This window comes from Fredinandcohnia onubensis (assembly GCF_002734285.1).
GTDB lineage: Bacteria > Bacillota > Bacilli > Bacillales > Bacillaceae_L > Ferdinandcohnia > Ferdinandcohnia onubensis_A.
Genome location: NZ_NSEA01000009.1, coordinates 78995 through 105943 on the forward strand (window position 1 = coordinate 78995; position 26949 = coordinate 105943).

A 26949-nucleotide genomic window follows, 5' to 3' on the forward strand; every position below is an offset into this window, starting at 1 on the left:
AATTGCTTAAAAAGTGTGCAAAGATTGCTATTTGTGTATGTTCTAACCAAATGATTATCTATGTTATAGAGCTAAAAGAGGATTTAATAGAAACTTAATTCTTTATTCATAGTTTGTTCATATTTACAACGTAAGATAAAGACATGGAAAAGATAAGCTTTTTCATACCCCCCTTTTAAATGATCATATCGTTACAGTGTCCGGCTTTTTAGCCGGATTTTTTTTTGCGCAAAATGAAAAATCTCATTAACGTGCATAGATTTCCACGAATCAACCAATATAAAAATATGGAAAAAATAATAAAAGGGGGAGAAGTAGATGAAACATATGGAGATGAATTCGAACCAGATATTAGACCTACATGGTTTCAATAATCTTACGAAATCGTTAAGCTTTAATATGTATGATATTTGCTATACAAGTTCTCAAGAAGAACGAGATGCGTATATTGAATATATTGATGATGTCTATAATGCGGATCGATTAACCGAGATCCTAAGTAATGTTGCCGATATTATTGGGGCTAATATTTTGAATGTCGCAAAACAGGATTACGTTCCCCAAGGAGCGAGTGTCACGATTTTAGTATCAGAGGGACCAGTAAATGATCCAACAAAAGATGTCTTTGAAGAATCTCCTGGTCCAATCCCAGGATCAGTCGTTGCACAAATGGACAAAAGTCATATAACGGTTCATACCTATCCAGAATCTCACCCAGATGAAGGAATTAGCACTTTTCGGGCGGACATAGATGTTTCAACCTGTGGAGAAATATCCCCTCTAAAAGCGTTAAATTATATGATCCAATCGTTCGAAACCGATGTGATGACGATTGATTATCGTGTTCGCGGATTCACAAGAGATGTGACAGGACATAAACTATTTATAGACCATGAAATAAATTCGATACAAAACTATATTCCCGAAGATATTCAGGAAATGTATCACATGATTGATGTGAATGTGTATCAGGAAAACATTTTTCACACGAAATGCAAATTGAAGGAATTTGATCTGGAACACTATTTGTTTTTTAGTGATACAAGAGAAAAACTGACGCCGGAAGAGGAATTAGTAATTGCTGAAAAGTTAATTACAGAAATGGATGAAATTTTTTACGGAAAAAATATAAGATAATCGTTGACAAGATTATAAACAATGTGTAATATTGATTATATAATAAATATTGTGAATAGTGTTCTCCTAAAGGGGAGTAGCTTTTACAGCAAAGTCGTCATTTCAGAGTGTCGCCACTCTCGGCTTTGTTGGCAACTAACGTTGTTAGCAAGACCTTTACCAGATTACGGTAGAGGTCTATATTTATGACCTTTACCTCATGAGGTAAAGGTCATTTTTGTTTTTTAGTACAAAGAGCAGTGAGGTGAGAAGAGGAATGCTTAAGAGAAAGATAGAAACAGTATCAATTGAGGACTTAATAAAAAAGAACAAAGAAGAGATTTTGAAAGACAAGAAAGAACTCGAAAAGATTGAAAAACGTCTAGATGATAAACATATGGCAATAATCAAGTAGTTTATTCTAGTGAAGGGCAATTTTGTTTTTCCTAATTTTATAGAATAAAAGAAAAATAGAAGGGAGATCTTTGATGGAATTCTTAAGCGCAGAGTTTTTTTCCGCACTCTTAATTATTATTGCGATTGATTTAGTATTAGCGGGGGATAATGCCATTGTTATTGGCTTAGCGGCAAGAAATTTACCAAAAGAACAACAGAAAAAAGCAATTATTTGGGGAACTGTAGGTGCAATTGTCATAAGAGCTGCAGCCACTTTAGCTGTAGTGTGGTTACTTGAAGTTCCAGGACTACGACTAGTAGGTGGAGTTCTTCTAGTATGGATTGCTTATAATCTCTTAACAGATGACAAAGGCCATGATATAAAAGCTGTTGGCAGTTTCTGGGCAGCCATACGTACGATTATCATAGCTGATGCACTAATGGGCCTTGATAATGTATTAGCGGTTGCAGGTGCTGCTCACGGAAACTTCTTACTAGTTGTGTTAGGACTTATTATTTCAGTTCCAATTATGGTTTGGGGAAGTACATTATTTATTAAATTAATTGATCGTTTCCCGATCATTATTACAATTGGTGCTGCTATATTAGCATGGACTGCATCAAAGATGATTGTTGCAGAACCATTCCTAAGTTCAGTATTTAGTAATGGATTTGTGAAGTATGGCTTTGAGTTAATCGTAGTTGCTGCAGTTGTAGGGATTGGTTACATGAAACAGAAAAAAGCTGCCAATGAAGCTGAAGAGCAGCAAGAAAAGCAAGTTTTAAGTAAAGCAGAATAATCGAAGGCGGACTCTTAAAAGGGTCCGCTTTTATATTGTATTGAAAATATATAAAAATGTGCATGGAACAGATTGACATCTGGTTGAAACTGGAATATATTATTATTGAACAGTGGTTAATAAAGGAGATTTGTTTTTAATGTCACCAAGAAAACAGGTTCAAGAGGAATTATCAAGAGAGAAAATAATGGATGTTGCCCATGAATTATTTGTTCAAAAAGGCTACCAACATGTTTCAATGCGTCAAATTGCAAATGAATTAAAATATAGCCATGGTGCGATTTATTATCATTTTAAAAATAAAGCTGATTTATTTTATGCAATGGTTGTGCAGGACTTTGACTTGCTTAACGGTGTTTTACAGCAAATCATGAATCAGAATTTACCACCAGAAGAGAAAGTGAAGAAAATTTTATTAGGGTACATTGAGTTTGGACTTTCAAATAAAAGCCAATATGAATTAATGTTCTTAATTAATGATGAAGAGGTAAAAAGCTGTATCCAACAGGAACCACTCGAAAGCTATGGAATGTTTGCAAATGCAATTTCAAGTTTAAGTAACCATAAAACAAGTATTCAGGATATCTGGTCCATTTTCTTATCGATTCATGGTTTTGTTACGCATTATTGTAGAAGCAACCAATCATATCATGATGTGAAAACTCTGGCGGAGTCTCATATTGAATTTATCTTAAAACCAATTTTCAATGGGAAAGTGTAAAATCCTTTCCTATATTTTTAAAACATTATTGACCATTGGTTAATAAAAGAAAGGGAGAGGGTTTGGATGGAAAAGGCATTGGTATTAGGGGCAACAGGTGGAATGGGATATGCGATTGTTGAAGAGTTGATTGAAAGAGAAATCGAAGTAATAGCTTTTGCTCGTTCTAAAGAAAAATTAGAGAAACTATTTAATAACAGAGAAAAAGTACAAATCGTTACAGGAGATGTTTTTAATGAGGAAGATCTTATAAATGCGGCGAAAGATATTGATGTAATATTTCATGCGATCAATATACCGTACAGTGAATGGTATGAAAAGCAGCCAACTTTAATGAGAAATGTCGTTCGAGCTGCTGAATCAGCAAATAGTAAGCTTGCGATAGTTGATAATATTTATGCATACGGTCGTGGAACTGGTCGTAAAGTAAACGAAGAGTATCCCAAAAATCCTCATACAAAAAAAGGAAAGATAAGGGTGGAGCTTTGTAATATAGCATTTCAAGCAAATGTGCCAGTACTTATCGCACACTTTCCTGATTTTTATGGACCTAACGCAGTAAATGCGATGTTGACCTACACATTCGATAAAATGGTTCAAAATAAAAAGGCAATGTTCGTTGGAAATAAACAAAATGCAAGGGAATATATTTATACTCCTGATGGGGCAAAGGCAATTGTTGAGCTAGCAATACACGATAAAGCATATGGGCAAAGCTGGAATATACCAGCTGCAGGAGTTATCTCTGGTGAAAAGATCATAAGCATTGCAGGAAGTCATTTACATTATCAAAAGTCTGTTTCAACCGTAACAAAGGGAATGATTCAATTCTTAGGGATTTTTGATAAACAAATGAGAGAAGTTGTAGAAATGCTGTATTTAACAGAGGATCCAGTGGTATTAGATGGTTCAAAATATGAGATGGAAATCGGCACTTTACCTGCAACACCATATGAAGAAGGAATTAAAAGAACCTTAGATTTTATGAAGAGTAACATGAGTAATAACTGAAAAAGCATTGAAAAAGACAGAACGACATGATATGATGTCATTGTTCTGTCTTTTTTTGCAACATATAAATAAATACGTTCAAATTACCCTATTATAATTTTATAACAATATTTTTTGTTTGTCAACTATTATCAATTACAGGGTAGAGACAGAAGTTCACTTATACGAGGAGTGGTGTTCATGGAAAAAAATAATCCAGACTGGATTCAGGAACAAGACAGACTTGAAGATGTGTTGGAGGTCATCGATAGTAAGAAAGCAACCATTGAATCAAAGGTGGGAGGCGCAAAAAGTGAACTAGTCGACCTTCGGAAAACATTTTGGGAAGATGTAACTGTCAATCTTGATGAACCTGATGACGTCATTGAAACATTTCAAAGTATTAAACAGCAGTCCGAACTATTGGGTGAACGTGAGCGAAACCATCGACTGATTCATAAACAAATCAAAGTTCTTGAAAGACTAAAAGACTCACCATATTTTGGCCGATTTGATTTTTTAGAAGATGGAGAAACAAAAGAAGAGAAAATTTACATTGGGATTGCATCATTATTAGATAAAAAGGATGAGGATTTTTTAATATTTGACTGGAGAGCACCGATTTCAAGTATGTACTATGATTATTATCCTGGCCCAGCAAAGTATGAATCCCATTTTGAAAAAATTCAAGGGGAAATGACGTTAAAACGTCAATTCATCATCAAAAATAGCAAGATGAAAAGTATGTTTGATACGGGTGTCATAATTGGGGATGAAATGCTTCAAGAGGTGCTCGGTAATAATGCGAATACACAAATGAAAAGTATCGTTGCAACTATTCAACGTGAGCAAAATAAAATCATCAGAAATGAAAAAAGTCGTTATTTAATTGTTCAAGGTGTGGCTGGATCAGGGAAAACGTCAGCTGCATTACAGAGGGTCGCTTACCTGCTTTATCGTTATCGTGAACAGCTTAACTCGAGTAACATCATGCTATTTTCACCAAATCCTCTTTTCAACAGTTATGTTGCAACTGTTCTGCCTGAACTTGGTGAAGATAACATGCAGCAATCTACATTCCAAGAGTATGTAGAGCATCGATTAGGTACCCTTTATGAAGTGGAGGATCCATTTTCCCAAATGGAATATTTATTAACAGCGATGGATCAACCTGATTATGATGTGAGGCTTAAAGCAATAACTTTAAAAGCAAGCATTGGGTTTATGGAACTAATCGATTCTTATGTAAGACAAATTGGAGAAAAAGGACTTCTTTTTAAAAATATTAGTTTTAACAGAAAAAAAATTATCTCGAAAAATGAGATTCAGGAATACTTCTATACATTAGATCCAACCATTTCAATTCCGAATCGATTGACCAAAGTGACAGAGTGGCTAATGAAGGAAGTTATTAAGTACGAACGAAAAGAACGTAAAAAGGACTGGGTTCTTCAGGAAGCTGAATTAATGGAGAAGGAAGACCATCTCGAAATCTTTAAGCAATTACAGAAAAAGCAGGAGTTTTCTGAGGATACCTTTGATGATTATGAACGTGAGGAAAAATTAATCGCTAAGGAAATTGTACGTAAGCATTTTAAACCAATCAAGATTGCGATTAAAAAACTTGAATATCTAGATATAAAAGGACTATATAAGCAATTATTTTCTTATGTGAATGAACAAAAATTATCGGAGGATTGGAACGAAATCAGTTCGTACTCCATCATACAATTGAAACAAAACCAATTGAATTATGAGGATGCAACTCCATTTTTATATTTACAGGACTTAATAGAGGGGAAAAAATCGAACACTGGTATCCGTCATTTATTCATTGATGAAGCCCAGGATTATTCTCCGTTCCAATTTGAATATTTGAAGCAGTTATTTCCAAGCTGTCGGATGACCATTCTTGGGGATTACAATCAAGCGATATACGCTCATTCCATGAATGCACCAACATTATTATCGCCAGAGCTTTATGAGGAAGAGAAATATGAAGTTATACAATTGAAAAAAAGCTACCGCTCTACAAAAGAAATTGTTGAGTTTTCTAAAGGCATTGTCGCTGGCGGAGAGGAAATTGAAGCCTTTAATCGTTCAGGATCGCTTCCTATTCTCAAGGAAGTGGATACTAAGGCTAATCTCCACGAAGAAATTCTACACCATATAAAAGCTCTTCAAGACAAAGGCCATGAAACTATTGCGGTCATTTGTAAAACTGCAGTGGAAAGTAACGAAGCATTTCAGGCATTACAAGATAAAATACAGGTCCGTTTAATGAGCCAAGAGACGTACCAATTTGATAAAGGTGTTTTAATATTGCCGACGTATTTAGCAAAAGGAATCGAGTTCGACGCCGTCATTATTTATAACGCATCAAATGACGTTTACGGAAGAGAATATGAAAGAAAGCTTTTTTACACCGCCTGCACAAGGGCTATGCATGAACTGCAGCTTTTTTCAATTGGACAACGAAGCTTTTTCTTTGATGAGATTGATAAAGAAAAATATTTAGAAGTATAACAAAGAGTCGGCAGATGCTGACTCTTTTTTTTGGATATTATTAACGTGAAAAAACAACAGACAGTTAGATAAAAATAAGAAAAAGATTATTCAGTAGGAGGTTAAAAAATGACGACTAATTGCTTCTATTGCCAAGATCCTTTTGAAAACGAAAGATTTCATTATGTTGCATTTGTTAAAGTTGAAGGAGAACGCGAAGAAACATTATGTAAGGAATGCTACAAGGAATGGCTTGAAGGAATAAAAGAATAAAACGGAGGTAAATAAAGGAATAAAGGGGATTCTCCTTTATTCCCACTCTTCTGGTATAATCCTTAATAAAAGGAAATAGAAGGTGGGGAGAGTATTTGAAAAGATGTGGATGGGTGAATGATGACCCTCTATATATGGATTACCACGATCATGAATGGGGTGTACCTGTATACGATGACCGTTTGTTATTTGAATATCTGAACTTAGAGGGTGCGCAGGCTGGGCTTAGCTGGTACACCATACTAAAAAAACGAGAAAATTACCGTAAAGCCTTTGATTATTTTGTTCCAGAAAAAATTGTTACATATGATAACAACAAAATTGAGCAACTATTATCGAACGAAGGGATTGTTCGAAACCGGCTTAAAGTAAATGCGGTTGTCACGAATGCAAAAGCATTTCATAAGGTCGTAGAAGAATTCGGAAGCTTCCATACATACATCTGGTCATTCGTGGGTGGTAAACCGATAAAAAATCATTTTAAAACCTTAAGTGACGTACCAACTACTACTGAAATTAGCGACAAACTAAGCAAGGATTTAAAAAAGCGTGGTTTTAAATTTGTTGGTTCCACCATTTGCTACGCATTTATGCAAGCAACAGGGATGGTTAATGATCATATAATAAGCTGTCATTGTTATAAGCGTACATGAGAAATGACTCCCATTTAAGGAGTCATTTTTTTACATGACGGAATCATCTTCTTCATCTTCATATAAAGACCCAAGTTCTTGTTCACCGTGAATCATCGTATTTGTAATGTCATGCCATCCTGTATATCCAAAGACGGTATCAAGGAGTCTTTCAAAGCGATACATCTTTTTCACCTCTTTTTTGGATTAGCTTATCCCCCCTTTTGATTTATATGCACGGGTCATCTAAGTTTTTTTATTCTTAGAACTTCTCTATAATGGAAAAAGTAGAGGAGGTATAACATGGACAAACAAATTGGGTTTATTGGATGTGGAAAAATGGCTCAAGCGATGATTCAAGGGATCATTACTTCTGAAGTGGCTACCCCACAACAAATCATTGTGAGTGCAAGAACTGAAGAAACGTTACAATTCGTAGAGAAAACATACGAAGTCGGAACTTCCCTTAAAAATATAGAAGTAGCTGCACATGCTGACTATTTATTTCTAGCTGTAAAACCAGATTTATATGATGCTGTCATCAATGAGGTTAAAGAGGTTGTAAAAGATGAAGCGATTATCATTACAATTGCGGCTGGGATAACGCTTGATTTTATCGAAAAACTATTTAAAAAACCTATAAAGACTGTTCGCTCCATGCCAAATACACCTTCATTAGTTGGAGAAGCAATGAGTGCACTTTGCGTAAACTCATATGTGACTACTGAAGATCTATCTGAAATCGTCCATCTATTTGAAGGTTTTGGAAAGGCTGAGGTCATCGAAGAACGACTTATGGATGCCATTCCCGCAGTAAGTGGATCATCGCCAGCCTATGCTTATTTGTTTATCGAAGCTTTAGCAGACGGAGCGGTTTTGCAAGGAATTCCTAGAAAACAAGCGTATAAACTTGCATCCCAAGCTTTACTTGGAGCAGCAAAAATGGTGTTGGAAACTGAAAAACACCCTGGCGAACTAAAAGATGATGTATGCACACCGGGTGGCTCAACAATTCAAGCCATCGCAACCCTTGAAGAACAGGGCTTTCGTGCGGCTATAATTGCAGCGATGGAAAGCTGTACTCAGAAGTCAAAGGAACTATCACAAGAATAAAAGTTGGGACAATTCTTGTGGTTCTCTTTTAAAAGAAAAAAACTGCAATCAAATGACTCTGATTGCAGTTTTTTTAGTTGATTTGTTCTTTGAAGAGAACGTATAATAAAAATATGACAAATATTTCAAAAGTTAGTAACAAATACAAGCTATCCAACGTCTAATGAGGTGAAAAAGGTTATCTTCTTCTACTGCTAAACTACTATTCTTACCACTACATTCACTTCCCATTTATCAAACATCTCAGTCTATATCCCTAGTACGAGAAGGAATTTAAATACTTACAGTAAATTGGAATATATTCATTTTTCATTAATAAGATTCCTATGTAAGTCCTTTTGTTAACCATTTTTAACATTTGTAACATTGTCCAAAAAAAAATGTAAGACAATTAAATTATGGGAGAGAGTAATTTGAAGAAAACAATTTTGCCATTATTATTAGGTGTATTATTGATGAGTGGGTGCAGTCTCATCGAAAAAGAACCAGTGACCGTTGAGCTTCATCAGGTAGCGCCTGTTGAAGTAATTGAGTCGAAGCAAGGCGTTGATGTACGTGAAGTTTCTATAATCGACCCTCGAGACAACAGTATCATTGAAGTTCTGAACATGGATGAATTTCAAAATGAAGAAGAATTAAAAGCAAAAGCAATACAACTAGCAAGTGATTTGGCAGCAACGATTGATCGACCAATGATACCTGCAAAACTTAGTACTTCTGGAGAATTGCAACAAGGTCAAAGCCAAATGATATTAAAGGAAGATGAGCTTGTCACTAGATTACTAGATAATTCGGTTTTTAATAAGCAAGTTGTACTTCCAATTGAAGAAACAAATCCAAACGTTACACAAGATCAAGTTCAAGGTATTAATGAAGTCGTGCTTGGAAGCTTCACAACGTATTTCGATGCTTCTGTAGAAGGAAGAAGCTTTAATATCAAAAAATCTGCAGATCAAATTAATGATATAGTGTTGGGACCAGGGGACCGTTTTTATTTTAATACAGTCGTTGGAAATGCGTCAAAAGACAACGGCTATGCGCTTGCGACCGTAATCGTGAACAAGGAATTTGTTCCGGGATATGGGGGAGGAGTATGTCAAACTTCTAGTACTCTTTATAATGCTGTTGCAAAGGCGGGACTAGAAATGATTGAGGTCCATCACCACTCAAAACCAGTCGGTTATGTTCCAATTGGGCATGACGCGACAGTTGCTTATCCGTATTTAGACTTTAAGTTTTCAAATAATCGTCCATATCCAGTAGTATTGAAATCGTCTGTAAAAGGCGGTTCGCTTCAAATCGAAGTTCGTTCCGCAGCAAATTATGTATCTAACTAATTGAGAGTTTAAGAGACCAGTACTTATCTGGTCTTTTTTTGTTATAATATTGTAGTATCAGTATGAAAGGGGTTGCAAAATTTTGAGAATACTAGTTGTAGGAGCTGGGGCAATTGGTGGCTACTTTGGGGGACGCCTACTGGAAAAGGGGGAAGACATTACTTTTCTAGTCCGTGAAAATAGACAAAAGCAAATACAAAAAAATGGACTTCAAATTGAAAGCATCCATGGAAATGTGACACTTCAACCGAAAACGATTAAATCAGGTGATGAAGCAGGTCCTTTCGATGTTATCATTCTTTCAACTAAACAATATCACCTTGAAGGTGCCTTAGAAAGTATTGAGCCATATGTGGGCAAGGATACAATGATTCTGCCACTCTTGAATGGTTACAGTCATGTGGATGTCATTAAATCCAAGTTTAACCCACAAAATGTAATTGGTGGTTTATGCTTCATAGAATCAACATTGGATTCTGAGGGGAAAATCATTCAGACAAGCCCAAGCCATCGTGCTTTATTCGGGGAGTTTTCAGGAGAGAGAACGAATCGTATTGAAAGTTTGGCGGATGTCATGTCGGGAACGAAAACAACGATTCAATTAAGCGATAATATTGATCGAGAGATGTGGCACAAATATATGTTTATCACTGGTTTTTCAGGCATTACAGCGTTGATGAGATCAGCGATTGGCCCCATTCGCGAAGAACAGAATGGTCAAAAGCTTATTCTAAACCTATACAAAGAAATCGGTTCTGTGATGAGGGCAATTGGTGCACCTATTGATCAGGACATAGAGGAAAAGCATTTAAAAACAACAAATTTATTGAGTTATGATATGAAATCATCGATGCAGCGTGATATGGAAAAAGGTTTTGATGTAGAGGCTGATCAATTACAAGGTTATTTATATAAAATTGCCCAGGAAAAAGGAATCGATACGCCATTATTAGAGATCATCTATTCAAACTTAAAGGTGTATCAAGCGCAAAGAGGATAGTAGAATGAGAAAGGTAGTGGAGCGCACTGCCTTTTTTTATATTTGATGAATTACTGTCACTATTCTTGAAATACTGCCACTAATCTTTTTTTACTCTCACTATCTAAAAAATACTGCCACTACATCATTTCAGAAATAAACACCCCACGTATAAGTTTGCCACCAATGGGCATCATCCCAAACAAGGGGTGTAACAAAATATTTAACCAATAACTTTAACAACAGGTTCAACGGTTACCTCAACATTTCCCTTTAGCGTTTGTGAAATAAAGCAGGCTGTCTCCGCACGGTGTGCAAGTTGAATTAATTTTTCTTGTAATTCTACGTCAGCTTGTTTTACATAGATAACTAGTTTATGAACAATCTTTTCGAAGATTAAACGCTTACCATTCTTTCCGACTGTACCTTCTGTTTCAACATCGAGATGAGTGTATTCAATATCTCGATTAGACAAGATTGCTGCAAGAGTAAGCATATAACAATTTGTAGCTGCTGCAACTAACAATTCTTCAGGATTTGCACCTTTACCCGGACCATCGAGTTGTTTTGGTGCGGAAACCACTGTATGAAGCCCATCTGTGGTAATGGTACCTTCCCCATTCCTATTTCCAGTCCAAGTACCCTTTACTGTGAAAAGACTCATTATTCTTCATTCCCCTCATCATTTTTCTCTACTCCTAATTCTATTATATGCACAAAAAATGGAAACAAGAAAGAGATAAATAAGAGAAACAAAAAGCTGATTCCGCATTAAACGAAATCAGCTTTATCACAAAGGGAATGCCACATATGCCGTCCCCATATTGTTTCTCAACCTGCACTCTGACAGGTGGGTGTTTGCATAACTTGCGTCACCGTCCACAAAAGGAAATGGCATGGTGTTGCAGGTTAGTCTCTTAAACTCCCAAAATTTTAGTATTCGGTTGAAACAATACTAGGAAACTAACATCACAGCATCTGTTGTTTATGTCTTAATTTTACCGAACCCTCTACTAAATGAAAATAGGTGGTTGTTACCAAATCTATATCTATTTACCTAATTCATTTCATATAATAGATACAAAAGGAGGCTATGAGAGATGAGCTGTACGGATTTTACATTTTTAACGAATGATGGTGTCACGATATTTTATAAAAAGTGGGAAGATGAAAATAATATAACACCAAAAGGAGTTATCCAAATTGCTCATGGAATGGCTGAGCATATTGCACGTTATGATTTATTTGCAAAAGCGTTGATACAGGAAGGATATATCGTCTACGGAAACGACCTTCGGGGCCATGGAAAAACGGGGAAAAATGCAAACCTGGTGGGGTTTTTTGCGGAGGAGAATGGATTTGATTTAGTGGTTGAAGACATGCTTCAGCTAACAAATATCATTAAAAAGGATTATCCGAACAAACCCATTTTTCTATTCGGACACAGTATGGGCTCATTCTTATCACGGAGATATATACAAATGCATGGTGACAAATTATCAGGTGTCATTCTATCAGGAACTGGAGGAAATCCAGGACTCATTGGGCAGATTGGAATTGGCATTGCAAAGCTTGAAATGAAGCGAAAAGGAAAAAAAACGAGTAGTTCACTTATGAACAAGCTAACGTTCGGTAGTTATAATAAAGCTTTTACTCCGACCCGTACTGAGTTTGATTGGCTATCTAGAGATAAAAGTGAAGTAGACAGATATATCGATGATCCTCTTTGTGGTGGGATATTCACAGCAGGCTTCTTTTATGATCTCGTTAGTGGGGTAGCAAAAGTAAATAAACATAGTGTGAATCGTAATATTCCTAAAGATTTACCGATGTACTTTTTGTCAGGTGATAAAGATCCGGTTGGTAATTTTTCAAAGGGAATTCTCCAAGCTGCAGATATGTATATAAAATTAGGAATCGAGGATGTAACCGTGAAACTCTACGAAGATAGTAGACATGAAATCTTAAATGAATTAAATAAAGAAGAAGTGTTTACGGATGTCATCAACTGGCTAGATAAGCATACATAAAAAAGGGTTCCAAAGGTATGCACCTCTGAAACACCTTAACGAGGAGATATAATAGGGATACGCGGTGGATTCGCTTAAAACCTATAGATTAGTATTTCACGAAAGAAACACCTACAATGATTAATAGGATAAATAGAACTACGATTAACGCAAAGCTGTTGCCATATCCATTGCTCATATAAAGCACCTCCTTATTACAAGCGATACTACATCGTATGGAAATACAGTAAATATGAAATGGACATACATGGAGAAATCGAAAAAAAGGTTAACCTAATTTTTGTGCATGTAAAAAAACAAAAACAACATCCTCTAGATAATAGGGATGTTGTTTTAACCAACTTCTTTTTCTTTAAGACGTACCTTAACAGTTTGAAGTAAGAAATGTAAAAGCATATATAGGCAGTAGAAAAACAGTATTAGTAATCCAAGAAGGTCCATATTCAATAGTTTTAATACTAAGCTTACTCCGGTCGCAATATACAATCCGGCTAGGAAGTGACGAACCTGTTTATCCTCATACACATTTGTAACTCTTGCACCAAGCTGACCACCAATTAGTGCGCCGACGATAAGACTTCCGATAACACCGAAATCAAGTTCAACTGTAGATGCATATGTGGTAAAACCTGCTATAACAATCATTAAGACACTTAACAAGCTTGTACCTACCGCATACTTTGGTTGAAAGGCGAGAACTCCGATCAATAAAGGAACAATTATAAATCCTCCACCTACACCTAATACGGTTGAAATAAAACCTGCAAATAAGCCTATTAACACAATCTTCACATATGAATATTTGGTTTTACTAATGGTTTGTTCTTTACTTGACGAGTTACTCACAAGTATTGAAATTGAAAAATATAAAATTAGTGCAATATACATCAATGGAATAACAGTATTTTCTAGTTGGTACTTTCCTAGTAATAAAACGAATGGGTGCGCAAGCTGAGTGGCAATAATTCCACTTATCCCAATCACAATGGATGTTTCCCATTTAATATTTTTCAGGCGAAAATGTGCAACAACACCAGAAAGTGATGTCGCAACTGTATATAAAAGGCTTGTAGCGATTGCTATAACAGGAGAAAATCCCATTAGGATTAATGTTGGTGTAAGAATAAATCCACCGCCGATTCCAAAAAAGCCTGACATTACTCCAACACAAAGACCTAATATGAGGTAAATAAGTAAGTCCTGCAAAGGCAAACTCCTTTCCTTATCCACTTTGTGTCCAATATTATACAGCAAAAATGTAACTCCTGCATGTTTACAAGACCCAATACCTAAAGAATAGATGAAAGAACTATGAAAAAGTAAGCGAGTTATCCAAAAAAGGTGCATCACACAAAATTTTCTCGTTTGTAAGAGGATGCTGCAAGCTAATTCTTGCTGCGTGTAGTGCTTGTCTTGGGACAATTGGTTGTCCACCATATAAGGTATCTCCCACAAGTGGGTACCCTAGATGGCTCATATGAACGCGTATTTGATGAGTACGACCTGTTAACAGTTCAAGTTCCACTAATGTCATTTTTTTATTGACTAGTGTTTGAATTACGTTAAATTTTGTGATCGCCTTTTGTCCATTCGGAGATACTCTTCTACGGGTTGGATGATGTCGATCACGACCGATTGAAGCATCTATTGATCCCTTTTTTTGTTTGATAATTCCATGCACTAAAGCGAGATAGGTCCGCTTAATTTCACGTTTTTCCAATCTCCGGTCTAAAATGGATGAAGCTAATTTATGTTTCGCAAAAATAACAGCTCCCGTTGTGTCACGGTCTAGGCGATGAATATGACGAACCTTTGTATGCACACCGTTCACTTGGAAATGGTAGGCAATTGCGTTAGCAAGCGTGCCAAGTTGACCTTCTTCATTTGGATGTGTATCCATTCCAGGTGGTTTATTTGCAATTAGGAGATGATCATCCTCATATAAGATTTGTAACTCAGCTAAATATTCTGGTATCACTCCAAATTCCTCTTCAGGGAAAAGATTAACTTGAAGTTTATCGTTCTGTTTAAGAAGAGTGTTTAAATTTTTGGTTTCCCCATTAAGCTTCGTCCCTTTTTCCATACGTAGTTGATGAAGCATTTGCTTCGGCATTGTCCATTCAGTCTTAAGAACGTCTTCAATGGTGATACCTTCCCAACTACTCGGAACAGTAACCTCGAACCATTCCCCAAATCGTTTTGTTAACATGCAATCATCCTTTAGATTTTCTCTGTCTTTACTCTTTTAAAAGTATATCCAATTCACCTAATGAATGAAAGAGAAAGGTGGGTATGGAGGAAAGACTTACCGTACCAAAAACAAAGAATCCTATGTTATCCTAATCTTATTACTATGGAGATATAAGGGTGGGTTTTACATTGAAAATTGTAGTAGCATCAACTCCTGAGCAGGAACATCATATTACGGAGCTAGTCGATTATATGTATTCTTCAATCTTTCCAACCTACTTTGAAGATGAGTATATTTCAAAACTCGAGAAGTGGAATGTGTTAGCACCAAAAGAGGAAGACGTCTACTTTAACCGAACTTTGGATAAGGCTTTTAAAGTCATGTCAAGCCTTCAAGCGATTATTGCTGTTTTGGAAACAATTCGAGAAGAAGGCTGCCAAGAATATCATGGAGAAATCTTTGCAAAGAATGCGCAAATATTAAATGATTACGGTTATTTGTTTCCGTTCACCATCGAAGAGTTTCAATGTGTGAATAATCCTGACGTATTAAGTAAATATTCAAAGCCAGCCAATCAATATCTAGCTTAATACATAAAGGTAGCCTTAGCCTTTACAGAAAAAAATCCCTGCTCAGAGAGCAGGGATTTGCTTTTATTTTGAAGTTGCCAATGCACCTTCAAAGAAAGTTTTAAATTCGTTATGATCTGGATGATACCCAACGAGACGTGAAACTTCTTCACCATTTTCAAAGTGAATTAATGTAGGCGTATACTCAATTCCGTATTTATTCCAACCTTCCTCAAATTCAAGTAGATTGTATTTCTTTAAATCAAGTCCCATTTCATCTACCATTGGAACGATGACCGGAGTTGTTTCCTGACAATGTGGACATGTTGGACTGTAAAAGTAAACAGTCATGGTTTCCCCATTTTCTAACTTTGTTTCTAATTCGTCAGGTAAAATTTGATTTCCGTAGTTTGGATCGTTAAGCTGTTTAACTGTCGCAGGATCTAGCTTGTCCTTCCCATAAGGATTACCCTCGGATTGTTGTTTGTTTTGAGTAGTTGTTACAAAAGCAAGTGCTCCGAAAATAGCAACAATAATAACTGTAAAAATAATAACTTTTTTCAAGAGTTATTTCCCTTCTTTCCATCTTTTTAGTGTTATAAAACTAGTTATTGCAATAATTGTAAAACCTATTAATGCTAAAAAAGGTATTGTTACAAAGCCAAACCAGTTAATGTATTGGCCTGTACATGGTACAACACCACATGCGAGTGAGTTCTCACCAACTGCAGGGATCTTTTGCACAAGATAATGGTAGATTGAAATTGAACCACCGATTAAAGACAGGATAAAGGTATAGAGTGCAATGTTATAGTTCTTTTTAAAAATAGCGATTCCTAAAATGATTACGAGAGGATACATAAAGATACGCTGGTACCAGCAAAGTTCACATGGTACGAATTTCTGTATTTCTGAAAAGTAAAGACTACCAAGCGTGGAAATTAATGCTGCAGCAAATGCAATAAATAAATACGTTTCTAGTACCTTTTCATTTGATTTAGAGTTCAATCGTCTCCCTCATTCCACATAAGTATACTCAAAATTATAGTATCACCGTAGGCGATTGTAAAATGTAAAATCTTGAAGTGAAGATATATTTGTGGACAATTTGTGACAAAGTCGACAGAGAGAAATGGACATTGCCTATTAATTCTTTATAATAGAAGGTGGATTAGATAGACAGGAGATGGTGAAGTGATAAAGGCAGTTATTTTTGATTTTGATGGCTTAATTTATGATACAGAAACCAATGAATATAATGTGTTAAATGAAATCTTTCAAGAGCATGGCTCCGAACTTCCAATGTCGGTGTGGGGCAAGGTGATAGGAACGCAAGCAGGATTCAATGCCCTTTCCTATTTAGAAGAGCAAATTGGGAAGAAAGTTGACCATGAGGAATTAACCAAGATACGAAGAGACCGATTCAATGAACGAATGAAGAATGAAGGTCCATTACCAGGAGTTGAGGAGTACCTTGCAGCCGCAAAGAAAGCCGGATTGAAAATCGGTTTGGCCTCAAGCTCTACCTACGAATGGGTATCAAATCACTTAAAGAATCTTTGCTTATTCGATTATTTTGAATGCATTCGAACTTCTGATGATGTTGAAAAGGTAAAACCAGATCCGACCCTATATTTAGAGGCAGCAAAATGCTTAGATGTTTCACCAGAGGAATGTCTAGTTTTTGAAGACTCTGCAAATGGTGCACTAGCAGCTAAACGTGCCGGAATGTATTGTGTCGTGATACCGAACCAAGTAACAAAGGATTTAGATTTCTGTGAAGTTGATCATCGCTTGGAGTCGATGGCAGCGATTCAATTAAATGAGCTAATTAATAAAATAGATAAAATTAATCAAAAATAAAATATAAAAAACCACGATTAATATCAGCACTGATATCGATCGTGGTTTTTATTTAAAATAATATTAAATAAAATTCTCAAGCCACTCTAATGCTTCCTCTTCATCTGGACCATCTACTTTAACAGTGATGATCTGGCCTTCACGAATACCTGCCCCCATTAACCCTAAAATACTTTTGGCATTGTATGATCTATTTTTAAACCGAAATTCAACATCACTTGTAAACCTACTAAGATTCTGTACTAATTCCCCTGCTGGCTTAGCGTGTAGTCCTTCCTTAATCGTAACTGTAACTTCTTTTTCAATCAAAGCATTCCACTCCTTACAAGAGTTAATTTTAAAATGACCATTACTACATTTATTCTGAGAAAATAATTTTAGACCTAAAAAAAGCACCTCTTCTCAGGTAGAAAAAAATATGTAAGCGTGTTAATTTTAAGTAAGGAAAATGTTTTAAAGGGGGGCTAAAAATTGGAAAAATACATACTTTCACTTGATCAAGGTACCACGAGTTCACGCGCCATTTTATTTAATCAAAAAGGTGAAATTTTACATGTAGCGCAGAAGGAATTCACGCAAATTTTTCCTAAACCAGGCTGGGTGGAACATAACGCAAATGAAATTTGGGGTTCAATTTTATCAGTCATGGCATCTGTTTTATCAGAAGCAAATGTAAAAGCAGAGCAGATTGCAGGAATTGGGATTACAAACCAACGTGAGACCACGGTTGTGTGGGACAAAGAAACAGGCCAGCCTGTGTACAATGCAATTGTGTGGCAATCCCGTCAAACGTCTGATATTTGTGAAGAGTTAAAAGCAAAGGGATTAAATGATACATTCCGTCAAAAAACAGGCCTTTTAATTGATGCCTATTTTTCAGGGACAAAAGTGAAATGGATTTTAGATCATGTAGAAGGAGCACGTGAAAAAGCGGAAAGCGGGAAACTACTATTTGGGACAATTGATTCTTGGATCATTTGGAAGCTCTCAGGTGGAAAGGCTCATGTAACAGATTATTCAAATGCCTCCCGGACGTTAATGTACAACATTTATGAATTACAATGGGATGATGAGTTATTAGAGCATTTAACTGTACCAAAATCGATGCTACCAGAGGTTCGCCCATCATCAGACGTGTATGCAACTACAGCTCCTTATCATTTCTTTGGTCAAGAGGTGCCAATTGCTGGTGCAGCAGGTGACCAACAGGCAGCTCTTTTTGGGCAAGCTTGTTATGAAAAGGGTATGGTCAAAAACACATATGGGACAGGCTGCTTTATGCTGATGAATACTGGTGAGAAAGCAGTACCTTCTAAGCATGGATTATTAACAACAATCGCATGGGGGATTAACGGAAAAGTTGAATACGCCTTAGAAGGAAGTATTTTCGTCGCAGGTTCCGCTATTCAATGGCTTCGTGATGGTCTGCGCATGTTTACAGATGCCAAAGATAGCGAAGGATATGCTGTAAAGGTGGATTCAACGGATGGTGTATATGTAGTGCCGGCATTTGTTGGTCTAGGCGCGCCATATTGGGATAGTGATGTTCGTGGCGCTGTGTTTGGGCTTACACGTGGGACTTCAAAAGAACATTTCATTCGAGCAACTTTAGAATCACTAGCCTACCAAACAAAGGATGTCTTAACTGCAATGGAGGCTGATTCTGGCATATCGTTGAAAACACTTCGTGTAGACGGTGGTGTTGTGAAAAATAACTTCCTTATGGATTTCCAATGCGGTATTTTAGGAGTTCCAGTCGAACGACCTGTAATCAGTGAAACAACAGCTTTAGGGGCTGCATACTTGGCTGGTTTGGCAGTGGGCTATTGGAAGGGGCAATCAGAAATTTCTAGTAAATGGGCGATTGATCAAACCTTTGAACCAAAAATGAGTGAAGTAAAGCGAGAAGAACTATATAACGGTTGGAAAAAGGCAGTACAGGCTGCCATGGCATTCAAATAATAAGTATGCTATCATGAAGATAAGTTAATCATTCGGTAGGAGATTAGGGAGAGACCGCAGGAGCATTGTCACTATGTGTACAATGACTTTTGTGGTCTCTTTTTTCTACCTCTTTAAGGAGTGGGGATCGTGACACAGTTTTCAAGTATAGATAGAAGTTCAATATTAGCGGATATGGAGAAGGAAATTCACGACTTATTTATAATTGGTGGTGGAATAACGGGTACTGGAATTGCACTTGATGCTTCTACTCGTGGACTTAAAACAGCTCTTGTTGAAATGCAAGATTTTGCTGCCGGAACATCCAGCCGTTCTACAAAACTCGTCCATGGCGGCCTTCGCTATTTAAAACAATTTGAGGTCGGATTAGTGGCCGAGGTAGGCAAAGAAAGGGCCGTTGTTTATGAAAATGGCCCACATGTGACAACTCCAGAGTGGATGCTATTACCCCTACATCAAGGAGGTACCTTTGGGAAATTTTCAATATCTATCGGCCTACGGGTTTACGACTATTTAGCAGGAGTGAAAAAGTCAGAGAGAAGATCCATGTTAAGTGCTGATGAAACACTTGCAAAAGAGCCACTTATCAAAAAGGACGGTCTTAAAGGCGGAGGCTATTATGTTGAGTATCGAACAGACGATGCACGCTTAACAATTGAAGTGATGAAAAAGGCTATCGAAAAAGGCGCAAAAGCGGTCAACTATGCCAAGGTGAAATCATTTATATATGAGGATGAAAAGGTAAAAGGAGTAAAGGTAGTTGACCAACTTACAGGAAAAGAATACAAAATTCACGCGAAAAAAATTGTCAATGCAACCGGGCCTTGGGTCGATAAAATGAGAGAAGCCGACAATTCGAAAAAAGGTAAAGTATTACGTCTAACAAAAGGTGTTCATATTGTTATTGATCAATCCAAGTTCCCGTTAAAACAAGCGGTTTACTATGATACACCAGATGGCCGAATGGTATTTGCAATTCCTCGTGATGGTAAAACGTATATCGGAACAACGGATACATTTTACTACAAAGATACCGCACATCCAACAGTAACAACAGAGGACCGTGCATATTTAATTAATACAATCAACTACATGTTCCCAAGAGTAAATGTCAAGGATTCTGATATTGAATCGAGCTGGGCAGGTCTACGACCATTGATTTATGAAGAAGGAAAGGATCCTTCCGAAATATCGCGTAAAGATGAAATCTGGGTTTCTGATTCAGGTCTCATTACAATTGCAGGTGGCAAATTAACAGGCTATCGTAAAATGGCAGAAACCGTGGTAGACAAAGTCGAAAAGCTTTTGCAAGAAGAAGGGGCTAATACACTTAAACCTTGTCAAACAAAAAGTATGGCTATATCTGGTGGAGATGTTGGTGGTTCGAAAAACTATCCATCATTTGTGGCTAAAAAAGTTGAGGAACTCATGAACGAATTCCATCTAACGCAAAAGGATGCTCAAAAATTAACGCGATTGTATGGATCAAACATCAATATTATTCAGGGTATTATGGTCGATTTAAGTGATAAAGTAAATGAACCGACTCTGCCAGTACTTGCATCATTGGAATATGGAATTCAATATGAAATGGTCACAAAACCAATCGATTTCCTCATTCGCCGTACAGGTGCGATGTTCTTTGATATTGATTGGGTCAATCAATGGAAACAACAGATTATCTCCTATATGGCAGAAAAATTTAACTGGACTGCAGAAGAAAAACAAGGCTATGAAGCCGAAGTTGAAGCCTACATTAGAGACGCAACCGAGCCAACTGAAGAAAGATAGTTATTTGTGTAGACAGACGGAGGAATCCGTCTGTTTTTTTGACTTTCAGGGAATTATAAGGTCCCACCATGTGATAATTAGTGAAACGGCGCCGGACAACCAGTTAAACAGGTACGTAACTGGAGGATATTAGGAGACAGCGAACCAGCAACCGCCTTAAATAAGCACGCATCTGGATAAAATTAGGTAACAGCGAACCAGCAACCACCTTAAAAACTTAACGGTCCTATTGCACAAATACGATGCGGAACATAACAACATTCCCTACAAAAAATCGTAAACTTCATTTTGATCAACCTAGCCTTTTTACTCATTTTCATAAGAATCAAGGCAAACTTTGCTAAATTAATTGGAAAAAGACAGGATTTTATATAGAATAAGTAGAAGATAAAACAAAGATATTAACAATACAACTGTAATTGGGGGCATCGAACATGAGTTGGATGGAAAAGTATAACCAATGGCTCAATACGCCAGGGTTGGATGAAGAAATCAAGAATGCGTTGCTTGAAAAGAAAGACAATCAAAAAGAACTTGAAGATTGCTTTTATAAAAATCTCGAGTTTGGAACTGGCGGAATGCGTGGAGAAATCGGACCAGGGACAAACCGTATGAATTTATATACAGTAAGAAAGGCTTCAGCTGGGCTTGCAGCATTTATAGAGTCCTTTGGTGAAGAAGCGAAGCGCCGTGGGGTTGCCATTGCGTATGATTCTCGTCACAAATCACCTGAGTTTGCAATGGAAGCTGCAAAAACCCTTGCTACACATGGAATTCAAACCTATGTATTTGATGAACTTCGACCTACTCCAGAGCTTTCATATGCGGTTCGTCATTTAGGTGCTTTTTCAGGAATCGTGGTGACAGCTAGCCACAATCCGCCAGAATATAATGGGTATAAGGTATATGGCTCTGATGGTGGACAACTTCCACCTGAAGCTGCAGATACAGTGATTGAAAAGGTAAATGCGATCCATAATGAGCTTGAGTTAGAAGTTGGCAGTGAAGAAGAATTAAAAGCTTCCGGACTCATTAAAATGATTGGTACAGAAATTGATAATGCCTATACAGAAAAGCTAAAAACAATCTCGATTAATCCAACCCTTTCTCAGGTTGGCGTTAAGGTAGTGTTTACTCCACTCCACGGTACGGCTAACAAGCCAGTTCGTAATGGCTTAAAAGCATTTGGATACGAGAATGTTACAGTGGTAAAGGAACAAGAACTTCCTGATCCTAATTTCTCAACTGTAAAATCACCAAACCCAGAGGAGCATGCAGCTTTCGAATTGGCTATAAAAGAAGGCAAAAAGATTGATGCTGATGTTTTAATCGGAACAGATCCAGATGCAGACCGTTTAGGGGTAGCTGTTAAAGATGACAATGGTGAATACGTCGTATTAACAGGAAACCAAACAGGTGCCATTTTGCTGCACTACATTTTATCAGAAAAGAAGAAACAAGGTATTCTACCGGAAAATGGTATCGTGCTTAAGACAATCGTTACATCTGAAATTGGACGAGAAATAGCGAAATCATTTGGACTTGATACAATTGATACTCTTACGGGCTTTAAATTTATCGGTGAAAAGATTAAGGAATTCGAACAAACAGGAGAATACAAATTCCAATTTGGTTACGAAGAAAGCTATGGTTACTTAATAGGAGACTTTGCTCGTGATAAAGATGCAGTCCAAGCTGCATTATTAGCGGTAGAAGTGTGTGCTTTCTACAAAAACAAAGGCATGACAATGTATGAGGGCCTAATGGAGATTTTTGAGAAGTATGGTTATTATCGTGAAGGCCTTGAATCCTTAACTCTAAAAGGAAAAGAGGGCGCAGAACAAATCAACAATCTTCTTGCAAGCTTCCGTAGTGAGCCACCAACAATTGTTGCTGGCCGAAAGGTAACCCTTATTGAGGACTATAAGGAAAGTGTTCGAACAAACGTTGTAGAAACTAAAAAAGAAGAAATCACTCTTCCAAAATCAAATGTATTAAAATACTTCTTAGAGGAGGGTACGTGGTTCTGCCTACGCCCATCGGGGACAGAGCCGAAAGTAAAATTCTATTTTGGAGTTAAAGGAAGTTCACTTGAAGATAGTCAACAAGCTTTAAATGACATTTCTAAAGATGTAATGGAACAAGTTCATAGCACATTAAAATAAAAACAAGGCCCTCGGGTCTTGTTTTTTTTCGATAAAAGTGAAGTGGGGATTTTCACCCCACTTACATATGTGCAGCTAATTCTTCCATGCTTTCTGTGGATGCATGGTCTATATACCGAAGTAAAGAATATAACTGTCTTTCGATAACAGAATAATCTTTTTCAAAATTATAGGCATGTAAGAAGTGTTCAATCTTTTTTGAAAGGAAATCATCCTTTGTTCGAACCATTAATATAAGTAGGTTATCCCACTGTGAACGATGCGTGTAATAAAGCGCTTTGTCATAGTCAACAGTATTCACTGCTTTTCCCTCCTTCTAAGGAGTTGATTATAGTGTGTGGAGAAAACAATTTTTTTCTCGCTGTAAATCTTGGACAAGAATCCAAAACAAATATGAATACATAAATGCCGGAGTCTCTGTTTAAATTGAAAAAATAAAGTGACTAAGATCTTGAGGAATAGCGCAAAATACAATTGATTTTTACATAGGAGGTATGGAACATGACAAAACGGATATTTATTTCAATTTTTTGTAGTATGTTTCTAATAGTAGGAGGCGGTATCGTAAGCGCACAACAGAAGCCACCACAAAAACCACCACAGCAGGAACAACCGCTGCCAACGGATTATGAAAAATGGGGTAAGATTGCGATTGATGTGGCAAAATTGAATTATCCAGACAGCAAAATTAGCGATTATCAGTATAAGGGACGAGAAGATCTTACCGATACACAATCAAAGGATACTTTTGAATTGAAAGTACAAACTAAAGATCGCACATTTACAGCAAAAGTGATGATCCTGTTTAATCCACAAACAGAGTCTCTTTTATCATTAAGCATCGAAGAAGTAAAATAAGGAACAACTATTTGGCCACAATTCACTAATAGAATGTGGCCGCTTTTGCGTTAAAAACGTGTAACAACGAAATCCCCTTTCATCATTTTGACCAATGACTCATAAATTGTGATAAGGACGAAAAGGGGGAGATCAACTGTGAGAGATTCTGACCGCAAGAAGCTCGAGTATGCAATTGATGAAATCACGGAAATAGCAGAAGGCTTTGGACTGGATTTTTATCCAATGAGATACGAAATTTGTCCTGCTGATATTATTTATACATTTGGCGCTTATGGGATGCCTACTCGATTTTCGCATTGGAGCTTTGGAAAACAATTTTATCGAATGAAGCTACAATATGATTTAGGATTAAGTAAGATTTACGAACTCGTCATCAATTCTGATCCATGTTATGCGTTTTTACTCGATTCCAATTCCCTTATTCAAAACAAACTGATTGTTGCTCACGTACTAGCACATTGTGATTTTTTCAAAAATAATTTCCGTTTTAGTAATACAAAACGAGATATGGTTGAAAGTATGGCAGCTACAGCGGAACGTGTGAAACATTATGAGCATGTATACGGAAAACTTGAGGTGGAAACATTTTTAGATGCAGTATTAGCTATCCAGGAGCATATTGACCCTTCCCTTATGAGGCCAAAGCTTACTTGGAGCCTTGAGGATGAAGAAGAAGAAATAAAGCGAAAGCCATCACCTTATGATGATTTATGGGGCTTAGATAAAAAGGCAGCAAATGATAAACCAGTTGCACGTAAGAAAAAGAAATTTCCGCCACAGCCTGAAAAAGATATCCTTTTATTTATTGAACAATACAGTCGAGAGCTAGAGGATTGGCAACGCGATATTTTAACAATGATGCGTGAGGAAATGCTATATTTCTGGCCACAGCTTGAAACGAAAATCATGAACGAAGGCTGGGCTTCCTATTGGCACCAGCGCATTCTTCGAGAAATGGATCTTACTTCTGATGAAGCAATTGAGTTTGCGAAGCTCAATGCAGGTGTTGTGCAACCATCAAAAACAAGCATTAATCCATATTACTTAGGTTTAAAAATCTTTGAGGACATAGAGGAACGATACAATAACCCTACAAAGGAAATGATGGAACGTGGTGTTCAGCCAGGATCTGGACGTGAAAAAATCTTTGAGGTTCGTGAAGTTGAATCAGATATATCGTTCATTCGAAATTACTTAACAAAGGATTTAGTCCTACGTGAAGACATGTATCTCTTCCAAAAGCAAGGTCGAGATTATAAAATCATTGATAAACAATGGACGCAGGTTCGTGACCAGCTCGTAAACATGCGTGTCAACGGTGGGTTTCCGTATATCACTGTAAACGATGGTGACTATCTAAAAAGCGGAGAACTTTTCCTAAAACACTGGTACGAAGACATAGAGCTTGATTTAAAATATCTTGAAAAAGTACTTCCTTACATTTATCAACTATGGGGCAGACCAGTCCATATGGAAACTGTTCTAGAAAATAAATCGGTTGTATTTACGTATGATGGGAAAACCGTGCATAGGAAGTATATTTAGTGAGTAGGGGACGGACCTCTTGGTTATTGAACAGGAGGTCCGTCCTTGTGTTATTAGTTACTACATGAAAAATAATTGCTTTAAAGATTACATACGTTGTTAAAAGTAAACTTTTCCATTTACACTCATGCCAAGAAATACCCCACTTCAATCCCTATAAAAGCTAACAGGATGCCCCCACCGTAACTCAATAGGTTGTAAATGAAAAAATCTTTTTTTCGTTTGCCAATATGGAGTTGTATCCCTTCCAGCTTAAATGTCGAAAATGTTGTAAATGCCCCCATAAATCCAGTACCTAGCAATAATAAGGCATATCCTTCAATTCTCATTCCTATAATGAATCCTAGAAAAAAAGACCCTGATAAATTTATTAAAAGTGTAGCAATAGGTATACGAAATGAAAATTTCTTATTGATGAATTGACTGACAACAAAACGAGTAATTGCTCCAAAGAATCCTCCAACTCCAACCAACATGATATTAACAAGGCTCATCCGACTGCTTCTCCTTTACTAACATGAAATCCTAATCGACTCATGATTAATCCCCCAACAATACTAGCTAATATATAGATGAATGCTAAAAATAACTCTCCAGTTTTAACAAGCGTGACCGTTTCTACACTTAACGTAGAAAAAGTCGTAAATGATCCAACAAACCCTGTTCCGATAGCGGCTTTTAAGTTAGCAGGAATTGAAAGCCTCTCCACTAAGGCAGTAGTGAACCAAGATAATAGAAAACTCCCTATAAGATTGACGGTAAGAGTAGCAAACGGAAACACTGCACTTTCGTCGAACAAGGCAAAACCAATAAAGTACCTTAAAATAGCCCCTAAAAATCCTGCTATCCCAATAAAAAGATAAACCATTTTGTTTTTCCTCCCATTTTCGATGAAAATAAAAAGACTCCTGCCAGATAAAGTTACTGACAGGAGTCATTAGCCTAGCGGCAGTCAAAGGTGAACTCCATCACCTATACTATTTTATATACTTTAAAAATATATTCAAAATTGCATAAAAATAATCATTGTTATTCTTAAACTTTAACATATTTTTGTCAAATTATCTATTCTTTCAATTATTCGTATGATCAAAAAGCTACCCAATTGGT

At 36.8% G+C, this 26949-nt stretch carries 30 protein-coding genes and 1 riboswitch; of the genes, 19 read left to right on the top strand and 11 right to left on the bottom strand.

Features of this window, described 5'->3' with window-relative positions; all coding sequences use genetic code 11:
• Positions 1–327: 327 nt before the first annotated feature.
• From speD to CKJ95_RS10100, 8 genes are all read left to right on the top strand, one after another.
• Positions 328–1137 (top strand): adenosylmethionine decarboxylase, encoded by an 810-nt coding sequence (speD, locus tag CKJ95_RS10070; RefSeq protein ID WP_099353474.1) that lies wholly within the window; start codon positions 328–330, stop codon positions 1135–1137.
• Positions 1138–1393: 256 nt separating this feature from the next.
• A complete protein-coding gene (locus CKJ95_RS10075; protein WP_099353293.1) occupies positions 1394–1531 on the top strand; it encodes an FbpB family small basic protein in 138 nt (45 codons plus the stop codon).
• A gap of 73 nt (positions 1532–1604) precedes the next feature.
• Positions 1605–2312 (top strand): TerC family protein, encoded by a 708-nt coding sequence (locus tag CKJ95_RS10080; RefSeq protein ID WP_099353294.1) that lies wholly within the window; start codon positions 1605–1607, stop codon positions 2310–2312.
• A 139-nt stretch (positions 2313–2451) separates the two neighbouring features.
• Positions 2452–3033 carry a TetR/AcrR family transcriptional regulator gene (locus CKJ95_RS10085; protein WP_099353295.1) on the top strand — a complete coding sequence of 194 codons (582 nt, stop codon included), beginning with the start codon at positions 2452–2454 and terminating at the stop codon, positions 3031–3033.
• A gap of 66 nt (positions 3034–3099) precedes the next feature.
• Positions 3100–4044: an SDR family NAD(P)-dependent oxidoreductase gene (locus tag CKJ95_RS10090; protein ID WP_099353296.1), complete on the top strand. Its 945-nt coding sequence runs from the start codon at positions 3100–3102 to the stop codon at positions 4042–4044.
• Positions 4045–4224: 180 nt separating this feature from the next.
• Complete coding sequence (gene helD, locus CKJ95_RS10095; protein WP_099353297.1) at positions 4225–6549, top strand: RNA polymerase recycling motor HelD; 2325 nt, start codon at positions 4225–4227, stop codon at positions 6547–6549.
• 108 nt (positions 6550–6657) lie between these two features.
• Positions 6658–6801, top strand: coding sequence for a hypothetical protein (locus CKJ95_RS23340; protein WP_180271470.1), 144 nt, complete (start codon positions 6658–6660; stop codon positions 6799–6801).
• A gap of 95 nt (positions 6802–6896) precedes the next feature.
• A complete protein-coding gene (locus CKJ95_RS10100; RefSeq protein ID WP_099353298.1) occupies positions 6897–7454 on the top strand; it encodes a DNA-3-methyladenine glycosylase I in 558 nt (185 codons plus the stop codon).
• Positions 7455–7484: 30 nt separating this feature from the next.
• On the opposite strand, the gene CKJ95_RS23805 is transcribed toward CKJ95_RS10100, so the two are convergent.
• Complete coding sequence (locus CKJ95_RS23805; RefSeq protein WP_257215758.1) at positions 7485–7619, bottom strand: hypothetical protein; 135 nt, start codon at positions 7617–7619, stop codon at positions 7485–7487.
• Positions 7620–7736: 117 nt separating this feature from the next.
• Between CKJ95_RS23805 and proC the strand changes: the two genes are divergently transcribed.
• The 3 genes from proC (at position 7737) to CKJ95_RS10115 (ending at position 10883) form a co-directional block, all read left to right on the top strand.
• Positions 7737–8546 carry a pyrroline-5-carboxylate reductase gene (gene proC, locus CKJ95_RS10105; RefSeq protein ID WP_099353299.1) on the top strand — a complete coding sequence of 270 codons (810 nt, stop codon included), beginning with the start codon at positions 7737–7739 and terminating at the stop codon, positions 8544–8546.
• Positions 8547–8959: 413 nt separating this feature from the next.
• Positions 8960–9883, top strand: coding sequence for a VanW family protein (locus tag CKJ95_RS10110; protein ID WP_180271471.1), 924 nt, complete (start codon positions 8960–8962; stop codon positions 9881–9883).
• 82 nt (positions 9884–9965) lie between these two features.
• Positions 9966–10883, top strand: a complete 918-nt coding sequence (locus CKJ95_RS10115; RefSeq protein ID WP_099353301.1) for a ketopantoate reductase family protein — start codon at positions 9966–9968, stop codon at positions 10881–10883.
• Positions 10884–11085: 202 nt separating this feature from the next.
• Here CKJ95_RS10115 and CKJ95_RS10120 read toward each other — a convergent pair whose 3' ends face one another.
• A complete protein-coding gene (locus CKJ95_RS10120; RefSeq protein ID WP_099353302.1) occupies positions 11086–11526 on the bottom strand; it encodes an OsmC family protein in 441 nt (146 codons plus the stop codon).
• Between the two features lie 436 nt (positions 11527–11962).
• On the opposite strand from CKJ95_RS10120, the gene CKJ95_RS10130 reads away from it, so the two are divergent.
• Positions 11963–12892: an alpha/beta hydrolase gene (locus tag CKJ95_RS10130; protein WP_099353303.1), complete on the top strand. Its 930-nt coding sequence runs from the start codon at positions 11963–11965 to the stop codon at positions 12890–12892.
• Positions 12893–12980: 88 nt separating this feature from the next.
• On the opposite strand, the gene CKJ95_RS10135 is transcribed toward CKJ95_RS10130, so the two are convergent.
• From CKJ95_RS10135 to CKJ95_RS10145, 3 genes are all read right to left on the bottom strand, one after another.
• Positions 12981–13070 (bottom strand): YjcZ family sporulation protein, encoded by a 90-nt coding sequence (locus tag CKJ95_RS10135; RefSeq protein WP_099353304.1) that lies wholly within the window; start codon positions 13068–13070, stop codon positions 12981–12983.
• A 155-nt stretch (positions 13071–13225) separates the two neighbouring features.
• Positions 13226–14098 carry a sulfite exporter TauE/SafE family protein gene (locus CKJ95_RS10140; protein ID WP_099353475.1) on the bottom strand — a complete coding sequence of 291 codons (873 nt, stop codon included), beginning with the start codon at positions 14096–14098 and terminating at the stop codon, positions 13226–13228.
• A 103-nt stretch (positions 14099–14201) separates the two neighbouring features.
• Positions 14202–15101, bottom strand: a complete 900-nt coding sequence (locus CKJ95_RS10145; RefSeq protein ID WP_099353305.1) for an RluA family pseudouridine synthase — start codon at positions 15099–15101, stop codon at positions 14202–14204.
• A gap of 170 nt (positions 15102–15271) precedes the next feature.
• Between CKJ95_RS10145 and CKJ95_RS10150 the strand changes: the two genes are divergently transcribed.
• A complete protein-coding gene (locus CKJ95_RS10150; protein ID WP_142353939.1) occupies positions 15272–15673 on the top strand; it encodes a DUF5365 family protein in 402 nt (133 codons plus the stop codon).
• A 63-nt stretch (positions 15674–15736) separates the two neighbouring features.
• Here the strand turns inward: CKJ95_RS10150 and CKJ95_RS10155 are convergent, their stop codons facing one another.
• Both CKJ95_RS10155 and CKJ95_RS10160 read right to left on the bottom strand, forming a co-directional pair.
• Entirely contained in the window at positions 15737–16216 is a 480-nt protein-coding gene (locus tag CKJ95_RS10155) for a thioredoxin family protein (RefSeq protein ID WP_099353307.1), read from the bottom strand.
• A gap of 3 nt (positions 16217–16219) precedes the next feature.
• Positions 16220–16660, bottom strand: a complete 441-nt coding sequence (locus CKJ95_RS10160) for a disulfide oxidoreductase (RefSeq protein WP_099353308.1) — start codon at positions 16658–16660, stop codon at positions 16220–16222.
• Between the two features lie 186 nt (positions 16661–16846).
• Here CKJ95_RS10160 and CKJ95_RS10165 point away from each other — a divergent pair, with 186 nt between their 5' ends.
• Entirely contained in the window at positions 16847–17515 is a 669-nt protein-coding gene (locus tag CKJ95_RS10165; protein WP_099353309.1) for an HAD family hydrolase, read from the top strand.
• Positions 17516–17578: 63 nt separating this feature from the next.
• Here CKJ95_RS10165 and CKJ95_RS10170 read toward each other — a convergent pair whose 3' ends face one another.
• Positions 17579–17824, bottom strand: a complete 246-nt coding sequence (locus tag CKJ95_RS10170) for an HPr family phosphocarrier protein (RefSeq protein WP_099353310.1) — start codon at positions 17822–17824, stop codon at positions 17579–17581.
• A 162-nt stretch (positions 17825–17986) separates the two neighbouring features.
• Here CKJ95_RS10170 and glpK point away from each other — a divergent pair, with 162 nt between their 5' ends.
• From glpK to CKJ95_RS10185, 3 genes are all read left to right on the top strand, one after another.
• Complete coding sequence (gene glpK, locus CKJ95_RS10175; protein ID WP_099353311.1) at positions 17987–19477, top strand: glycerol kinase GlpK; 1491 nt, start codon at positions 17987–17989, stop codon at positions 19475–19477.
• A gap of 174 nt (positions 19478–19651) precedes the next feature.
• On the top strand, positions 19652–21268 hold the full coding sequence (locus CKJ95_RS10180) for a glycerol-3-phosphate dehydrogenase/oxidase (protein WP_099353476.1): 1617 nt from the start codon (positions 19652–19654) through the stop codon (positions 21266–21268).
• Positions 21269–21702: 434 nt separating this feature from the next.
• The gene (locus CKJ95_RS10185; protein ID WP_099353312.1) at positions 21703–23433 is read left to right on the top strand and encodes a phospho-sugar mutase; all 1731 of its coding nucleotides are present in this window, start codon (positions 21703–21705) and stop codon (positions 23431–23433) included.
• 61 nt (positions 23434–23494) lie between these two features.
• On the opposite strand, the gene CKJ95_RS10190 is transcribed toward CKJ95_RS10185, so the two are convergent.
• On the bottom strand, positions 23495–23734 hold the full coding sequence (locus tag CKJ95_RS10190; protein WP_099353313.1) for a YhdB family protein: 240 nt from the start codon (positions 23732–23734) through the stop codon (positions 23495–23497).
• Between the two features lie 200 nt (positions 23735–23934).
• Here CKJ95_RS10190 and CKJ95_RS10195 point away from each other — a divergent pair, with 200 nt between their 5' ends.
• Both CKJ95_RS10195 and CKJ95_RS10200 read left to right on the top strand, forming a co-directional pair.
• Complete coding sequence (locus CKJ95_RS10195; RefSeq protein ID WP_099353314.1) at positions 23935–24291, top strand: DUF3889 domain-containing protein; 357 nt, start codon at positions 23935–23937, stop codon at positions 24289–24291.
• Between the two features lie 138 nt (positions 24292–24429).
• Positions 24430–25839 carry a SpoVR family protein gene (locus tag CKJ95_RS10200; protein ID WP_099353315.1) on the top strand — a complete coding sequence of 470 codons (1410 nt, stop codon included), beginning with the start codon at positions 24430–24432 and terminating at the stop codon, positions 25837–25839.
• A gap of 125 nt (positions 25840–25964) precedes the next feature.
• On the opposite strand, the gene crcB (CKJ95_RS10205) is transcribed toward CKJ95_RS10200, so the two are convergent.
• Both crcB (CKJ95_RS10205) and crcB (CKJ95_RS10210) read right to left on the bottom strand, forming a co-directional pair.
• Entirely contained in the window at positions 25965–26333 is a 369-nt protein-coding gene (crcB, locus tag CKJ95_RS10205; RefSeq protein ID WP_099353316.1) for a fluoride efflux transporter CrcB, read from the bottom strand.
• Complete coding sequence (gene crcB / locus CKJ95_RS10210) at positions 26330–26707, bottom strand: fluoride efflux transporter CrcB (RefSeq protein WP_099353317.1); 378 nt, start codon at positions 26705–26707, stop codon at positions 26330–26332. Before crcB (CKJ95_RS10210) ends, crcB (CKJ95_RS10205) begins: the two co-directional genes overlap by 4 nt.
• Positions 26708–26760: 53 nt before the next feature.
• Positions 26761–26821: riboswitch (Fluoride riboswitch) on the bottom strand.
• Positions 26822–26949: the final 128 nt, after the last annotated feature.

Excerpts from the sequence above, each read along its gene's own strand:
- speD (WP_099353474.1), top strand. The coding sequence starts at position 328 with ATGGAGATGAATTCGAACCAGATATTAGACCTACATGGTTTCAATAAT.
- CKJ95_RS10075 (WP_099353293.1), top strand. The coding sequence starts at position 1,394 with ATGCTTAAGAGAAAGATAGAAACAGTATCAATTGAGGACTTAATAAAA.
- CKJ95_RS10080 (WP_099353294.1), top strand. The coding sequence starts at position 1,605 with ATGGAATTCTTAAGCGCAGAGTTTTTTTCCGCACTCTTAATTATTATT.
- CKJ95_RS10085 (WP_099353295.1), top strand. The coding sequence starts at position 2,452 with ATGTCACCAAGAAAACAGGTTCAAGAGGAATTATCAAGAGAGAAAATA.
- CKJ95_RS10090 (WP_099353296.1), top strand. The coding sequence starts at position 3,100 with ATGGAAAAGGCATTGGTATTAGGGGCAACAGGTGGAATGGGATATGCG.
- helD (WP_099353297.1), top strand. The coding sequence starts at position 4,225 with ATGGAAAAAAATAATCCAGACTGGATTCAGGAACAAGACAGACTTGAA.
- CKJ95_RS23340 (WP_180271470.1), top strand. The coding sequence starts at position 6,658 with ATGACGACTAATTGCTTCTATTGCCAAGATCCTTTTGAAAACGAAAGA.
- CKJ95_RS23805 (WP_257215758.1), bottom strand. The coding sequence starts at position 7,619 with ATGTATCGCTTTGAAAGACTCCTTGATACCGTCTTTGGATATACAGGA.
- proC (WP_099353299.1), top strand. The coding sequence starts at position 7,737 with ATGGACAAACAAATTGGGTTTATTGGATGTGGAAAAATGGCTCAAGCG.
- CKJ95_RS10120 (WP_099353302.1), bottom strand. The coding sequence starts at position 11,526 with ATGAGTCTTTTCACAGTAAAGGGTACTTGGACTGGAAATAGGAATGGG.
- CKJ95_RS10130 (WP_099353303.1), top strand. The coding sequence starts at position 11,963 with ATGAGCTGTACGGATTTTACATTTTTAACGAATGATGGTGTCACGATA.
- CKJ95_RS10135 (WP_099353304.1), bottom strand. The coding sequence starts at position 13,070 with ATGAGCAATGGATATGGCAACAGCTTTGCGTTAATCGTAGTTCTATTT.
- CKJ95_RS10145 (WP_099353305.1), bottom strand. The coding sequence starts at position 15,101 with ATGTTAACAAAACGATTTGGGGAATGGTTCGAGGTTACTGTTCCGAGT.
- CKJ95_RS10180 (WP_099353476.1), top strand. The coding sequence starts at position 19,652 with ATGGAGAAGGAAATTCACGACTTATTTATAATTGGTGGTGGAATAACG.
- CKJ95_RS10185 (WP_099353312.1), top strand. The coding sequence starts at position 21,703 with ATGAGTTGGATGGAAAAGTATAACCAATGGCTCAATACGCCAGGGTTG.
- CKJ95_RS10195 (WP_099353314.1), top strand. The coding sequence starts at position 23,935 with ATGACAAAACGGATATTTATTTCAATTTTTTGTAGTATGTTTCTAATA.
- crcB (WP_099353316.1), bottom strand. The coding sequence starts at position 26,333 with ATGAGCCTTGTTAATATCATGTTGGTTGGAGTTGGAGGATTCTTTGGA.
- crcB (WP_099353317.1), bottom strand. The coding sequence starts at position 26,707 with ATGGTTTATCTTTTTATTGGGATAGCAGGATTTTTAGGGGCTATTTTA.